At 64.5% G+C, this 15,112-nt stretch carries 11 protein-coding genes; 3 read left to right on the plus strand and 8 right to left on the minus strand.

Annotated features, from left to right (window positions below; all coding sequences use genetic code 11):
* Positions 1–320: 320 nt before the first annotated feature.
* The 7 genes from msrA to ACUXVH_RS22415 form a co-directional block, all read right to left on the minus strand.
* Positions 321–785, minus strand: coding sequence for a peptide-methionine (S)-S-oxide reductase MsrA (gene msrA / locus ACUXVH_RS22385; RefSeq protein WP_217438425.1), 465 nt, complete (start codon positions 783–785; stop codon positions 321–323).
* Complete coding sequence (locus tag ACUXVH_RS22390) at positions 782–1,837, minus strand: ABC transporter substrate-binding protein (RefSeq protein ID WP_065363813.1); 1,056 nt, start codon at positions 1,835–1,837, stop codon at positions 782–784. Before ACUXVH_RS22390 ends, msrA begins: the two co-directional genes overlap by 4 nt.
* Positions 1,834–3,906, minus strand: coding sequence for an ATP-binding cassette domain-containing protein (locus ACUXVH_RS22395; RefSeq protein ID WP_065363812.1), 2,073 nt, complete (start codon positions 3,904–3,906; stop codon positions 1,834–1,836). The genes ACUXVH_RS22390 and ACUXVH_RS22395 overlap by 4 nt, the downstream gene beginning before the upstream one ends.
* Positions 3,907–4,017: 111 nt before the next feature.
* The gene (locus tag ACUXVH_RS22400) at positions 4,018–4,986 is read right to left on the minus strand and encodes an aliphatic sulfonate ABC transporter substrate-binding protein (RefSeq protein ID WP_019093858.1); all 969 of its coding nucleotides are present in this window, start codon (positions 4,984–4,986) and stop codon (positions 4,018–4,020) included.
* 260 nt (positions 4,987–5,246) lie between these two features.
* On the minus strand, positions 5,247–5,978 hold the full coding sequence (locus ACUXVH_RS22405) for a hypothetical protein (protein WP_255313429.1): 732 nt from the start codon (positions 5,976–5,978) through the stop codon (positions 5,247–5,249).
* Positions 5,979–6,304: 326 nt separating this feature from the next.
* Positions 6,305–7,582, minus strand: a complete 1,278-nt coding sequence (locus ACUXVH_RS22410; protein ID WP_065363811.1) for a Zn-dependent hydrolase — start codon at positions 7,580–7,582, stop codon at positions 6,305–6,307.
* Positions 7,583–7,799: 217 nt separating this feature from the next.
* Entirely contained in the window at positions 7,800–9,287 is a 1,488-nt protein-coding gene (locus tag ACUXVH_RS22415; protein WP_065363810.1) for an NCS1 family nucleobase:cation symporter-1, read from the minus strand.
* Positions 9,288–9,908: 621 nt separating this feature from the next.
* Between ACUXVH_RS22415 and hydA the strand changes: the two genes are divergently transcribed.
* The 3 genes from hydA to preA all read left to right on the plus strand — a co-directional run bounded on the left by hydA (position 9,909) and on the right by preA (position 14,209).
* Positions 9,909–11,348 (plus strand): dihydropyrimidinase, encoded by a 1,440-nt coding sequence (gene hydA, locus ACUXVH_RS22420; protein ID WP_445495959.1) that lies wholly within the window; start codon positions 9,909–9,911, stop codon positions 11,346–11,348.
* Positions 11,349–11,566: 218 nt separating this feature from the next.
* On the plus strand, positions 11,567–12,934 hold the full coding sequence (locus tag ACUXVH_RS22425) for an NAD(P)-dependent oxidoreductase (protein WP_176707105.1): 1,368 nt from the start codon (positions 11,567–11,569) through the stop codon (positions 12,932–12,934).
* Positions 12,935–14,209, plus strand: a complete 1,275-nt coding sequence (gene preA / locus ACUXVH_RS22430; RefSeq protein ID WP_065363807.1) for an NAD-dependent dihydropyrimidine dehydrogenase subunit PreA — start codon at positions 12,935–12,937, stop codon at positions 14,207–14,209.
* An 86-nt stretch (positions 14,210–14,295) separates the two neighbouring features.
* On the opposite strand, the gene ACUXVH_RS22435 is transcribed toward preA, so the two are convergent.
* Positions 14,296–14,916 (minus strand): TetR/AcrR family transcriptional regulator, encoded by a 621-nt coding sequence (locus tag ACUXVH_RS22435; RefSeq protein ID WP_011060841.1) that lies wholly within the window; start codon positions 14,914–14,916, stop codon positions 14,296–14,298.
* Between the last annotated feature and the right edge of the window lie 196 nt (positions 14,917–15,112).

Here is a 15,112-nt window from a genome sequence, read left to right on the forward strand (position 1 = left end):
TCGTCAGGGAGGTTCGAAATACACATCCGTTGTTGCGTTTCATTTTTACTGCGGTGGTGTACATATCCGTTGCTGCGGTCACGCCCGCTTAGGGTTTCGCTCTTACAGCGACTCACTTTGGAAATGCCGGAATGCCGGCCCAGCCCAAAGTAATCAATGCCCGGGGGGCGGCCTGCCGGCCGACCTGAAGGTGGAGCGGTGTGTACCGTCCCACCGTGTAGGAGCTGGCTTGCCAGCGAAGGCGTCCGCCCAGACGATGCATGGCTCGCGGCCCCCTTCGCCGGCAAGCCGGCTCCTACAGCCTGCGTACCTGCAAACGATCAAATGTGGCAACTGCTCAGGCCGTTCTTCTCCAGGTAACGCTGGTGCGCTTCATCCGCCAGGTCGAAGCGACCCAGGGGCACGATGACCGTGGCCACGGGTTTGTTGAGGCGTCCGGAGTCTTGCAGGGCGGTCTTGGCCGCCCTCGCCTGTTCGGCTTGCGCGGCGTTGGTGTGGAAAATCGCCGAGCGATATTTCACCCCGCCATGTTCGCCCTGGCGATCCACCGAGGTCGGATCGTGCAGGTCCCAGAAGTGTTCGATCAGGCGGGTATACGCCAGCACCTGCGGGTCGAAATCCACCTGCACCACTTCTATCTGCAAGGCTTCGTCCGCCGCTTCCACGGCGTAGCCGACGCGGCTGTCCACGACCCCAGGCAGCGCCCGAAACGCGGCTTCCGCGCCCCAGAAACAACCGGCGCCGAAGGTCGCCTGTTCGAGGCTGTTCACCGGCGCCCCACTCATTGCGCCACTCCCACTTTCTCGCCGCTGGCACCCAGCCAGCCATCAACGATCTGCGGATGCGCGGCGACCCATTCCTTGGCCGCCTGCGCCGCCGGTTGCTGTTCCTTTTCAATCTTGAGAATCAGGTCGTTCAGGGCCTGAGGCTCGATGCTGAAGTTCTCCAGGAACGCGGCAATTCGCGGTGCGCGTTTTTGCAGGGCGCTGGACGCCAGGACATACACCCGGGCATCCGGGTAGGCGCAGGTGATCTTGCTCTTGCTCAGCCAGTCGGCATCCACCGTGGGGCTGATGAATTTCCAGCAGCCGTCGGCCTTGTACAGCGGGTCGCCCTTCTTGTTGTCCTGGGCGTAGCCGTCGAACGCCGGTTCATCCAGGCGGCGCAGGTCGAAGGCGGAGAAGATCCAGTCCGGGGTGTAGGCGTAGAACACCACGCCGCGTTGGGCCTTGTAGGCCGCGGCCAGCTTGGCGTAGGTCACCGAGGCTTCGGTGGACACCGATTCGAATTTGTCGGCAAAGCCGAAATCCTTGGCCTTGATCTCGCCGATGTAGGTCGATTCCCAACCCGCCGGGCCCACCAGCAGTTGCGCCTTGCCGCCGCCCAGGGGTTCGAAGAGTTTCGCCACTTCGGGCTTTTGCAGGTCGTAGACCGACTTCACGCCGTATTTGTCTTGCAGGTAGCCGGGGATGTAGAAGCCCTGCACCCCCAGGTACGGCTGCTTGTTGGGCACCAGCGAGCGAGTGCCGCCGGTGACGTATTTGGCCCAGGCGGCGGACTGGTTGGGCAGCCAGATATCGGTGAGCACGTCCACCGAGCCGTCGCCCTTGGCGGCGGCGGCGAACAGCACCGGCACGTCACCGGCGAGGTAGGAAACCTCGCCGTCGAGGCGGCTCTTGATCACTTCGCCAAGGATGTTCTGGATGGCGATGGCGCCGGTCCAGTTCTGCTCGCCAATGACGATCTTGTCCTTGGCCAGCACCGGCAGGGACAACCCCAACAACAGCGCGGCGGCGCCAAGGGTACGGGTAAACGACTTGTTCAAGGGACACCTCATGATTGATGCAATGTGCGATCCCGCTGGCGCAGGGTCGCTTGAATGATGCGGTCGGGAATCAGCGCGCAGAACACGATCGCGGCGCCGGCCAGCATGCCCTCGCCGCCCTTGATGTTGCGCAGCGCGGTCATCACGTCGTAGCCCAGGCCGCCGGCGCCGATCAGCGCCGCCACCACCACCATCGACAGGCTCATCACCAGGGTCTGGTTGATCCCCAGCAGCAAGGAGCCCGCAGCCAGGGGCAGTTCGACCTTGGTCAGGATCTGCCACGGCGTGGCGCCGTGGGCCAGGGCCGCCTCGACGGCGGTCTTGGGCACTTCCTGAATCCCCAGGGCGGTGAGGCGGATCATCGGCGCCAGGGCGAAGATCACCGTGGCGATCACCGCCGGGGTCTTGCCCACCGAGAAGAACGCCACCGCCGGGATCAGGTACACGAAGGTGGGCAAGGTCTGCATCACGTCCAGGAGCGGAGTGATCAGGCGCCGGGCCAGGGCGCGCTTGGCCAGGAGGATGCCGGCGGGTACGCCGATCAACAGCGAGATCAGCACCGAGGAGCCCACCAGGGCCAGGGTGGCGATGGTCCGCTCCCAGAAACCGAACAGGCCGATGTAGAGCAAGGCCGCGGCACTGGTCAGGGCCAGGGCGGCGCCGGCGCTGCGCCAGGCCAGCAGCACCAGGGCCAGGGCCGGCACCGGCCAGGGCAGCCAGCCCAGCAGGCTTTCGATGCTTTCGATCACCGTGCGCACGGCGACTATCACGCCGACGAAGGTGCTTTCGAACGTCACCTGGGACCAGGCAATCAGTTGATCGATGGCCGCGGCGGTGCCCAGCAGCACTTGCCGGTCGGCGGGAAATTGCAGCCAGGGGCCAGAGGCATCGGTGGCCAACACCCGCCACAGCACCAGGACCTGGGACAGCAGCAACACCAGCCACGGCAGACGCCAGTCCGAACGCCCCAGGCGGCTGGGGCGGCGGGCCAGGGCCAGGCTCAACACGCGGCTGAGCAGCAAGCCGATGAGCGCCAGGGCGGCCCAGGCGAAACTGGCCGTGGCCAGCCCTTGCCCCAAGGCTGCGGCCGCCCCCAGTTCCAGGGCGAAGCCCAGCCAGTACAGGCCCCCGCGACCGCTGGCGGCCAGGGCGGCGGGCCCTAGCAGCAGGGCCTGGGCAGAGGACAGTCCGGGGTTGACCGGCGCCGGGGTCGTCGCGCTCTTGCGCGGGGCAATCGTCGCCACCGGCGTGGCGCTGCGGGCGCCGTGTTCCTGGAAGAAGTCCGCCACTTCGGCATCCGCCGGCTGCTTCAGCAATTCCTCGGGCGTGCCGACCTGAATCAGCTGGCCCTGGCGCAGCACGGCGATGCGGTCCGCCAGGCGCAGGGCTTCCGCCGGGTCGTGGGTCACCAGCAAGGTGGTGATGCCGCGCTCGCGCACCACCTGCAGAAAGTGGCTTTGCAGGTCGCGGCGGATGGTCGGGTCCAGGGCGCTGAAGGGTTCGTCCATCAGCAGGATGTCCGGTTCGCTGACCAGGGCCCGGGCCAGGCCGACCCGCTGCTGCATGCCGCCGGACAGCTCATGGGGATAGTGCTCGCCCCAGCCTTCCAGGCCCATGGCCTGCAGTTGCACGTCGGCTGCGGCATGGCGCAGGGCCTCAGGCTCGCCGCGCAGTTCCAGGGGCAAGGCGACGTTGTCGCGCACGCTGCGATGGGGCAGCAGGCCGAAGTGCTGGAACACCATGCCGATGCGCCGCGAACGCAGGGTGCGCAGTTCCCTGGCCGAAAGCTGGCTGATGGCCGAACCGTCGATCAGCACCTCGCCGCTGCTGGGCGCGATCAACCGGTTGATATGGCGCAGCAAGGTGGACTTGCCGCTGCCGGAGGTGCCCATCAGGCACAGCACTTCGCCACGGCGCACCTTGAGGCTGACCTGCTCAACCGCAGGCGGAGCGGACTGGCCACGGCGGCGGGCGTAGTGCTTGGTCAGGTGGCGCAATTCCAGCACCACGTCGGTGTTAACCGCAGGCGGGCTGGACGAGGCAGGGACGGCAAAGGCCTCTTGGGGGTGAACGGCAGACACGGGAACTCCTGACGCCGGGCGCGGAATGGCGTAGCCGGCGGTGAACAAGAAAAAGGGGGGCCTGTTCGCCGGCAAACCGGCTCCTACAAGCGAAAGCGACCTAACGATCCACTACAAGGATTTGGGGCTCCACAACTGCACGGCCCGGGCATCCACTGGCTTGGGCAACAGCTTTTCCTGGTAGAAGGCATCGGCGATTTTCTGCTGCTCGCCCAGGGCGTCGGGCTTGACCGCTTCTACCTTGTAGGTGCGGCGGCTGTTGGCCAGTTCCACCGTCGGCACATCCAGGTTGCCCCACAGCGGGCCCAGCAGTTTTGCCGCCTCGGCCGGGTGCGCCTTGACCCAGGTGCCGGTCTTCTGCAACTCGGCGAACACTTGCTGCAGCACCTCGGGATGGGCCTTGGCGTAGTCATTGGAAGCCAGGTAGTAACGGCGATAGCTGGCCAGCCCCTGGCCGTCGTGCAGCACCCGCGCGCCCTGCTGGCGCTGGGCGCTGGCGACAAAGGGTTCCCAGGTGACCCAGGCATCGACCTTGGCGGTTTCCAGCGCCGCGCGGCCATCGGCCGGGGTCAGGTACACCGGCTGGATATCGGCGAAGCTCAAGCCCGCTTCGCGCAAGGCGGCGATCAGCAGGTAGTGGCTGCCGGCGGCCTTGGTCACGGCGATGCGCTTGCCCTTGAGGTCGGCCAGGGACTTGAGCGGCGAATCCTTGGGAATGACGATGGACTGGGCCGCCGGGGAGGGAGTTTCGCTGGCGAAATAGGTCAGCTGGGCCCCGGCGGCCTGGGCGAAGACCGGCACCGTGTCGGCGACATCGGCGCTGATATCGACATTGCCCACATTCAGCGATTCCGCCAACGGCAGGCCACTGGTGAACTCGTGCCAGGTGATGTTGACGCCCTGCCCCGCCAGCTGTTTTTCCAGGGTGCCCTGGGCCTTGAGCAAGGCCAGCAGGGTCGAGGATTTCTGATAGCCGATGCGCAGGTCGGTATCGGCCTGGGCATTGAGGGCCATGCCCAGCGCCAGGCCGGCCAGGGCGGTGATCGACAAGCTACGACGCAAAGCAAAGGGCAGGCGCATGGGGGCGAACCTTCTGGGAGACAGGAAAGTCGCTAAAAGCTAATCGATCTAACAAATCTAAAATAAATACTTTTTAGGAATTAGCTTAGGTTCGGCTGGCAGCTCTATCTCGGCCCTGCCCCCTACGCCCGTGCCGGGCGTGCGCAGCCTGCGGCAGCGGCTACAAAAACCCAGCTCACCACAGACCCTGTAGCCGCTGCCGAGCCCGCGAGGCTGCGAAAGGTCGGGCCGCGTTCGGTACGCAGGGCCTTGCTTCTTGGCTACCGACCGCACGGTGTCGAGCCGCCGAACTTTGTAGCCCGCAGGCAGAAGAAACTGTCCTTTTTCAGGGTCATCGGCGCCACTGCGCAGGGCAGCAAGGCCTGGTTGACCTCGATCGACAGCTGTTCGCCCTGCAACTCGCGCGGGCCCAGGTCGATGATGCACAGGCCTTCGCCGCTACGCCGCGAGAAGCCAACTGCCTGAATGGGCCGGTTGTCCAGCTTCAGCAGCAGAGGGTTTTGCGCAGGCGAAGCACATGCCATCAGGCTGGGGTGACTGGCCCTGATCCATACATGGCCGTCATCGTCCGACGCGGAAAACAACGGGATGAAGAACAGCGATAAAAGTTGATGGGAGGCGTGGGTCTCCACGTTCACATAGAGTGGGCTACCCCCGCAGGCCAGTTGGAACGCCGTGCCTTTGTCGAAACCGACAACGCTTGCGTCTTGCCAGCCGCCCGGACTGTCGGCCTTCCAGTCGTGGCCCCATTTGTAATCGATACAACCGCCGAGACTCAGAGCCAGGGCCAGGCAGAGCACCATCCTGTGCATATTCGGCATCCCATGGGAAAAGTTCGCCAGTGTACGCCAGGCAAAGCCCACCACGATGCCCCTTGCAGGAACTGACTTGCCAGCGAAGGCGCCGAAACGGGCGATGCATGTCTTGCCGGCCTCTTCGCCGGCAAGCCGGCTCCTACGGGAATGGTGGTGTGGGCAGGTTCGTGGAAACACCACAAGCCCCCTGTAGGAGCTGGCTTGCCAGCGAAGGCGCCGGCACGGGCGATACATGTCTTGCGGGCCCCTTCGCCGGCAAGCCGGCTCCTACGGGAATGGCGGTGTGGGCGGATTCGTGGAAACACCACAAGCCCCCTGTAGGAGCTGGCTTGCCAGCGAAGGCGCCGAAACGGGCGATACATGTCTTGCGGGCCTCTTCGCCGGCAAGCCGGCTCCTACGGGAATGGTGGTGTGGGCGGATTCGTGGAAACACCACAAGCCCCGTGTAGGAGCGGGCTTGCCAGCGAAGGCGTCGGCACCGGCGATGCACATCTTGCCGGCTCCTACGCTTGGCGCTGGGCGATGGCCTGGGAGGCGGCGAGCATGGCGCGCAGCAGCACCGCGCAGCCGGCGGCGAGGTCGTCGGGGTCGGCATTCTCGATTTCGTTGTGGCTGATGCCACCTTCGCAAGGCACGAAGATCATCCCCGCCGGGCCCAGCTCGGCAACGAAGATCGCGTCATGCCCGGCACCGCTGACGATGTCCATGTGGGACAACCCCAACCCCTGCGCGGCGCCGCGCACCGCATCGACGCACACCGGGTCGAAGTACAGCGGCGGAAAGTCCGCGGTGGGGGTCAGTTCGAAGCTCAGGCCGTGTTCTTCGCAGGTGTTGTCGATCACCTGGCGCACCTCGGCAATCATCGAGTCCAGGCGCGCCGGCTCCAGGTGGCGGAAGTCCAGGGTCATGCGCACCTCGCCCGGAATCACGTTGCGCGAACCCGGGTAGGCTTGCAGGCAGCCAACGGTGCCGCAGGCGTGAGGCTGGTGGCCGAGGGCGGCGCGATTGACCGCCGCCACCACGGCGGCGGCGCCCACCAGGGCGTCCTTGCGCAGGTGCATCGGGGTCGGGCCGGCGTGGGCCTCGACGCCACGCAGCTTGAGGTCGAACCACTTCTGGCCGAGGGCGCCGAGCACCACACCTATGGTCTTGCGCTCGTCTTCCAGGATCGGGCCTTGCTCGATGTGCGCCTCGAAGTAGGCGCCCACCGGGTGCCCGCTGACCGGGCGCGTGCCGGCGTAGCCGATGGCATTCAACGCCTCGCCGACGCTGACGCCGTCGACGTCGGTCTTGGCCAGGGTGTCTTGCAGGGTGAACTTCTCGGCGAACACCCCGGAACCCATCATGCACGGTGGGAAGCGCGAGCCCTCTTCGTTGGTCCACACCACCACTTCCAGGGGCGCTTCGGTTTCCAGCTTGAGGTCGTTGAGGGTGCGCAGCACTTCCAGCCCGGCCAATACGCCGAAGCAGCCGTCGAACTTGCCACCGGTGGGCTGGGTGTCGATATGGCTACCGGTCATCACCGGTGGCAACTGCGGGTTGCGCCCGGGGCGGCGGGCGAAGATGTTGCCGATGCCATCCACCGTGACCGCGCAACCGGCCTCCTCGCACCACTTCACGAACAGGTCGCGGGCCTGGCGGTCAAGGTCGGTCAGGGCCAGGCGACAGACCCCGCCCTTGACCGTGGCGCCGAGCCTGGCCAGTTCCATGAGCGACTGCCACAGGCGGTCGCGGTTGATGTGCTGATGGCTGGATTGCAGAACCTCGACGGCAGCGTTCATGGTGATTTCCTCAGGCGTTTCTTCTGGTTTTGTCGGGGGATGCGTGGCGCAACGCCCGGGATAACGGCCTAGCAACAATCGGTAGGAGCCGGCCGGGCGGCGTTGCGCTTGCCGGCGAAGGGGCCCGCAAGAGGTGCATCGCCCGTGCCGACGCCTTCGCTGGCAAGCCAGCTCCTACGGGACGGGGGTGCTGCCCGCGAGCACGCTGGCTGGGTGTTCATGTTGGGGTCTTAGCGGTCGCCACCTGGGGGCTGCGCAAGCTGCACAGGCCGTAGTAGATCAACCCGCCCAGGGCCGAGCCGGTGAACCAGCCGTAGCTGTAGAACCAGTTGAAGGCGCTGCTGCCCAGGGACATCAGGGTCAGGGCCACCGGTACGCCGAAGGCGATGAAACCGTGCCAGTTCCACGCCGGGTAGACGTCGTCGCGGTACAGGCCGGCCAGGTCCAGGCGCTGTTTCTTGATGATGAAGTAGTCCACCACCATGATCCCGGCAATCGGCCCCAGCAGGCTGGAATAACCCAGCAACCAGTTGGAATACACGGTCTCCAGGCTGACGTCGGAAATCAGCAGGCCGAGCTTTTTCAGCAACTCGTGGCCCATCAGCGCCAGCCCCACCAGGCCGGTGAGGATCACCGCGGTGGTGCGGCCGATCAGCTTGGGCGCCAGGTTCTGGAAGTCGTTGGTGGGCGAGACGATGTTGGCCGCGGTGTTGGTGGACAAGGTGGCGATGATGATCAACGCCATGGCCAGGGCCACCCAGCCCGGGCTCTGGATGTGGCCGATCAGGCTCACCGGGTCGGACACCGTGACCCCCACCAGTTTCACCGAGGCGGCGGTCATCACCACCCCCAGGGCGGCGAACAGGAACATGGTCAGCGGCAAGCCGAAGATCTGTCCGAGGATCTGGTCCTTCTGGCTTTTCGCGTAGCGGCTGAAGTCGGGAATGTTCAGCGACAAGGTGGCCCAGAAACCCACCATCGCCGTGAGCCCGGCCATGAAGTAGCCGGTGACGCTGGCGCCCTCGGGACGCTTGGGCGGGATCGCCAACAGCTCAGTCAGCGACACGCTGGGCAAGGCCCATACCAGCAGGCCGATGCCCACCGCCACCAGCAGCGGCGCGGACAATGTTTCCAGCCACTTGATCGACTCGGCGCCGCGCAGCACCACCCACAGGTTGAGGGTCCAGAAAATCATGAAGCCGATCACCTCGCCGGTGCCGCCCAGGGCCTTCCAGCCCTCGAAGATCGAGCCCAGGAACAGGTGGATCGCCAGCCCGCCGAACATCGTCTGGATGCCGAACCAGCCGCAGGCCACCAGGGCGCGGATCAGGCACGGCACGTTGGAGCCGATGATGCCGAACGAGGAGCGCAGCAGCACTGGGAACGGAATGCCGTACTTGGTGCCGGCAAAGGCGTTGAGGGTCAGGGGCACCAGCACCACGATATTGGCCAGCAGGATCGCCAGCAGCGCCTCGCCGACACTGAGGCCGAAGTAGGCAGTGAGCACCCCGCCCAGGGTGTAGGTGGGCACGCAGATCGACATGCCGATCCACAGTGCGGTGATGTGCCATCTGTTCCAGGTGCGCTCCTGGACCTTGGTCGGTGCTATGTCGTGGTTGTAACGGGGGCTGTCGAGTACGTCGCTGCCGGCGTCCAGCTCGTACAAGCCGGCGCGCTCGGTCACCTGGGATCTGATCTGTTGCATGGCCGCTCCACTGTTGTTCTGATTATTTTGCTCATCAGGCCGGCGCACCAAGGGACAGCGCGCCGGACGATGGCCGGAGAACTTACGACTTCCACCCTCCGGCACATCGACCTGCGGCGGCACTCAATAAAGATGCCAAGTACTTGCGCGGTCGTTGCTGCACGGTTGGCGGAATCCATGTAAACAACTGATGTCATTGGGTTTTATGCAAGCAACTTTCAAGCCCCTGGTTAGTTGCCAATCCACTCAGGCCGGGTGTTTGGCAAGTTGTCCATTCGTTCAGGACCCAAAGCAGTGCACGGTTATTTTCTTAGTCATTTATCGGTCTTCCCAGCGCCTCCTCAAGCAGCTGATTTGACATAGGAAATCTCGACTATTTTTTGATCCTGTCAAGTGCGTCAAAATGGTGAGAGGCTGCACCATTTTGCAGATTTGAACTTTTAATCTTTATATTTCAATAAGTTATATTGAATATAAGCTTATAAAAAATATTCTTGATGTTTCTTTGAAGTGCGACTAGCTTCTAATCCTGTCACCGATGACAGGATTGTTTAAGTTATCAGTGCGTTCAATAAAAAGTTAGAACCGACAGCAGTCGGTCATGCCTGCGAGGAACTCGGAATGTCTCTGTTGATCCGTGGCGCCACCGTTATTACCCATGATGAAAGTTACAAGGCCGATGTACTCTGCGCAGAGGGTGTGATTCGCGCCATCGGCAACAATCTGGATGTTCCCACCGGTTGTGAAGTGCTCGACGGCAGCGGCCAATACTTGATGCCCGGCGGCATCGATCCCCATACCCACATGCAACTGCCGTTCATGGGCACCGTGGCCAGCGAAGACTTCTTCAGCGGCACGGCGGCGGGCCTGGCGGGGGGCACCACCTCGATCATCGACTTCGTGATTCCCAACCCCCAGCAGTCGTTGCTGGAGGCCTTCCAGCAGTGGCGCGGCTGGGCGGAAAAATCCGCCAGCGACTACGGCTTCCACGTGGCCATCACCTGGTGGAGCGAGCAGGTGCGCGAGGAAATGGCCGAGCTGGTGCAGCACCACGGCATCAACAGCTTCAAGCACTTCATGGCCTACAAGAACGCCATCATGGCCGCCGACGACACCCTGGTGGCGAGCTTCGAGCGCTGCCTGGAACTGGGGGCGGTACCCACGGTACACGCGGAAAACGGCGAGCTGGTGTATCACCTGCAACGCAAGCTGCTGGCCCAGGGCATTACCGGGCCGGAAGCCCACCCGTTGTCGCGGCCTTCGCAAGTCGAAGGCGAAGCCGCCAGCCGGGCCATTCGCATCGCCGAGACCCTGGGCACGCCGCTGTACCTGGTGCACGTCTCGACCCAGGAAGCCCTGGACGAAATCAGCTATGCCCGGGGCAAGGGCCAGCCGGTCTACGGTGAAGTGCTGGCCGGGCACCTGCTGCTGGACGACAGCGTGTACCGCGACCCGGACTGGCAGACCGCCGCAGGTTACGTCATGAGCCCGCCCTTCCGCCCCCGTGGCCATCAGGAGGCCCTGTGGCGCGGCCTGCAATCGGGCAACCTGCACACCACCGCCACCGACCACTGCTGCTTCTGCGCCGAACAGAAAGCCGCCGGCCGCGATGATTTCAGCAAGATCCCCAACGGCACCGCCGGCATCGAGGACCGCATGGCGGTGCTGTGGGATGAAGGGGTGAACAGCGGGCGCCTGTCGATGCAGGAATTCGTCGCCCTGACCTCCACCAACACCGCGAAGATCTTCAACCTCTACCCGCACAAGGGCGCGATCCGCGTCGGCGCCGACGCCGACCTGGTGCTCTGGGACCCGCAAGGCAGCCGCACCATTTCCGCCAAGACCCACCACCAGCAGGTGGACTTCAACATCTTCGAAGGCAAGACCGTGCGCGGCGTGCCCAGCCACACCATCAGCCAGGGCAAGCTGGTGTGGGCCGACGGCGACCTGCGGGCCGAACGCGGTGCCGGGCGCTACATCGAACGCCCGGCCTACCCGGCGGTGTTCGACCTCTTGAGCAAGCGCGCCGAGCGGCACAAGCCGACGGCGGTTAAACGCTGATCCCGGGGGGGCGTTGCCCCCCCTATCGCGAGCAAGCTCGCTCCTACAGAAACCCATGCCCCCTGTAGGAGCTGGCTTGCCAGCGAAGGCGCCCGCAGATCCCTTGTAAGAGTCAAAGGCCTATTCGCCGGCAAGCCGGCTCCTACGGATATGGGTGATCCCAGCTATAGAAAATGCCCGTCAGAGGCAACCAAGAAACGAACCGTGAGGCCAAAACCGTGATCAAGACCTTGAACCACTTGCCCCACCCGACCCTGGACAACGCCACCCTGGCCAGCCACTTCAGCGACCTGGCGCCGCCACTCAACGCCCGCCAGGCCCATCTGGAAGCTTCGCGCTGCCTGTATTGCTACGACGCGCCCTGCGTCAACGCCTGCCCCAGCGAGATCGACATTCCTTCGTTCATCCGCAATATCCACACCGACAACGTCCAGGGTGCGGCGCAGAAGATTCTCTCGGCCAACATCCTCGGCGGCAGCTGCGCCCGGGTCTGCCCCACGGAAATCCTCTGCCAGCAGGCCTGCGTGCGCAACAACGCCCAGGAGTGCGCGCCGGTGCTGATCGGCCTGTTGCAGCGCTATGCCCTGGACAACGCGCACTTCACCCAGCACCCGTTCCAGCGCGCCGCGCCCACCGGCAAGCGCATTGCCGTGGTCGGCGCCGGCCCGGCGGGTTTGTCCTGCGCCCACCGCTGCGCCCTGCACGGCCATGAAGTGGTGGTTTTCGAAGCCCGGGACAAGGCCGGCGGCCTCAACGAATACGGGATCGCCAAGTACAAGCTGGTGGACGACTTCGCCCAGCAGGAGCTGGAATTCCTCCTCGGAGTGGGCGGCATCGAGATCCGCCACGGGCACAAGCTGGGCGCCAACCTGAGCCTGACCGAGCTGCACCAGCAGTTCGACGCGGTGTTCCTTGGCCTCGGGCTGGCCGCCAGCAAGCAACTGGGGCTGGAGCATGAAGACGCCCCCGGGCTGCTGGCCGCCACCGACTACATTCGCGAATTGCGCCAGGCCGACGATCTCAGCCAACTGCCCCTGGCCGAGCGCTGCATCGTGCTCGGCGCTGGCAATACCGCCATCGACATGGCGGTGCAGATGGCGCGCCTGGGTGCCAGTGACGTCAACCTGGTGTACCGCCGGGGCGTCGAGGACATGGGCGCCACCGAGCATGAACAGGACATCGCCAAGGCCAATCAGGTGCGCCTGCTGACCTGGGCCGCGCCGCAACAGGTGCTGCTGGATGACCAGGGCCGGGTGCGCGGCATGCGCTTCGCCCGTACCCGCATGGTGGAAGGCCGCCTGCAAACCACCGGCGACACCTTCGAACTGGCCGCCGATGCGATCTTCAAGGCCATCGGCCAGAGCTTCGACGCTACAGCCCTGAGCGACCCGCTGGCCCGGGAGCTGCAACGCAGCGGCGAGCGGATCCAGGTGGACGAACAGCTGCGCACCAGCATTCCCGGGGTGTATGCCGGGGGCGACTGCGTCAGCCTCGGCCAGGACCTGACCGTGCAGGCAGTGCAACACGGCAAGCTGGCCGCAGAAGCCATGCATGCCCAACTCATGCTCAATGTGGAGGCTGCGTAAATGGCCGATCTGTCGATTGTCTTCGCCGGTATCAAAGCCCCCAATCCGTTCTGGCTGGCCTCAGCGCCACCCACCGACAAGGCCTACAACGTGGTCCGCGCGTTCGAGGCCGGCTGGGGTGGTGTGGTCTGGAAAACCCTGGGTGAGGACCCGGCGGCGGTCAACGTCTCGTCCCGTTATTCGGCGCATTTCGGACCGAACCGCGAAGTGATGGGGATCAACAACATCGAGCTGATCACCGACCGCTCCCTGGAGATCAACCTCAAGGAAATCACCCAGGTGAAGAAGGACTGGCCAGACCGGGCGCTGATCGTCTCGCTGATGGTGCCCTGCGTCGAAGAGTCGTGGAAAGCCATCCTGCCGCTGGTGGAAGCCACCGGTGCCGACGGCATCGAACTGAACTTCGGCTGCCCCCACGGCATGCCGGAACGGGGCATGGGTGCGGCGGTGGGCCAGGTGCCGGAGTATGTCGAGCAGGTGACTCGCTGGTGCAAGACTTATTGCTCGCTGCCGGTGATCGTCAAGCTCACGCCGAACATCACCGACATCCGCACCGCCGCCCGCGCCGCCCATCGTGGCGGGGCGGACGCGGTGTCGCTGATCAACACCATCAACTCCATCACCAGCGTCGACCTGGAGCGCATGGTGGCCCACCCCATGGTGGGTAGCCAGAGCACCCACGGCGGTTATTGCGGCTCGGCGGTCAAGCCGATCGCCCTGAACATGGTCGCGGAAATTGCCCGCGATCCGCAGACCCGCGGCCTGCCGATCTGTGGCATCGGCGGCATCGGCAGCTGGCGCGATGCGGCGGAGTTCGTCGCCCTGGGCTGTGGCGCCGTGCAGGTGTGTACGGCGGCAATGCTGCATGGCTTTCGCATCGTCGAGGAAATGAAGGATGGGCTGTCGCGGTGGATGGACAGCCAGGGCTATCGCAGCCTGCAGGACTTCTCCGGGCGCGCGGTGGGCAACACCACCGACTGGAAGTACCTGGACATCAACTACCAGGTGATCGCCAGGATCGACCAGCAGGCCTGCATTGGCTGCGGCCGCTGCCATATCGCCTGCGAAGACACCTCGCACCAGGCGATTGCCAGCCTCCGGCAAGCCGACGGCAGCCATGTATATGAAGTGATCGACGACGAATGCGTGGGCTGCAACCTGTGCCAGATCACCTGCCCGGTGCAGGACTGCATCGAGATGGTGCCCCAGGACACGGGCAAACCGTTCCTCGACTGGCTGCACGACCCGCGCAACCCCTACCGCGAAGCTGTTTGAGAGAGAGGCCTGCTCTTGCCGGCGAAGGCGGTCTTGCGGGCCCCTTCGCTGGCAAGCCCGCTCCTACGGGAAGCGGCGATGCAGATTCAGGGCTCCAGCCCGATACCCCGCAGGATGACGCTGGTGACGGTCTGGACTGCGCGTTCAAATTGCAAATCCGATAAAGGTTGATGGTCGTTGAGGATCATCACTTGATGATCGAAGTCGGCATAGTGCTGGGTCGAGGCCCAGATCATGTACAGCAGGCTCGACGGCTCCACCGGCAGGATCCGCCCGTCCTCCACCCACTGGCGGATCTTCGCTTCCTTCATCTTCGCCCAGTCGTATAGGCTGGCATCCAGGGTCTCGCCCAGGGTCGGGGCGCCGTGCATGATTTCGTTGGCCCAGACCTTGGAGCCATAGGGCCGGCTGCGTGAATGCTGCATCTTGGCGCGGATGTAGCTGCTGAGCACCACCCGCGGGTCATCGAACATCTCGAAACACAATGCGTCCTGTTTCCACACATCCAGCAGGTCCAGGAGCACAGCGCTGTACAGCTCGTTCTTGGTGCTGAAGTAGTAATGCAGGTTGGAGCGCGGCAGTTGCACTTCTTCGGCGATGTCGGCCATGGCGGTGCCGGCATAGCCTTTTTCAGCGAAGATTTTCTCGGCACCCAGGAGGATCTTTTCCACGTTGCTGCGACGAATCTCGATCTTGTGATTGCCCATGAGGGCTCCTACGAAAACAGTCTGGGGCAAGACTAGCATCCGCCCGCCCGCTGCGGGGAGCTGTCAAGCCTGCGACATCGCCGGCCTGCGTCGGTCTTTCACCACCCGGCCATATTGGGTAGGATCGGCCTCCCGCTCATTTGCAGCAGCCACTGCGGTGCTCCGTCCAGGCGTTAATTCGCGACACGGGCATACA

The organism is Pseudomonas sp. 8(2025) (assembly GCF_052665325.1).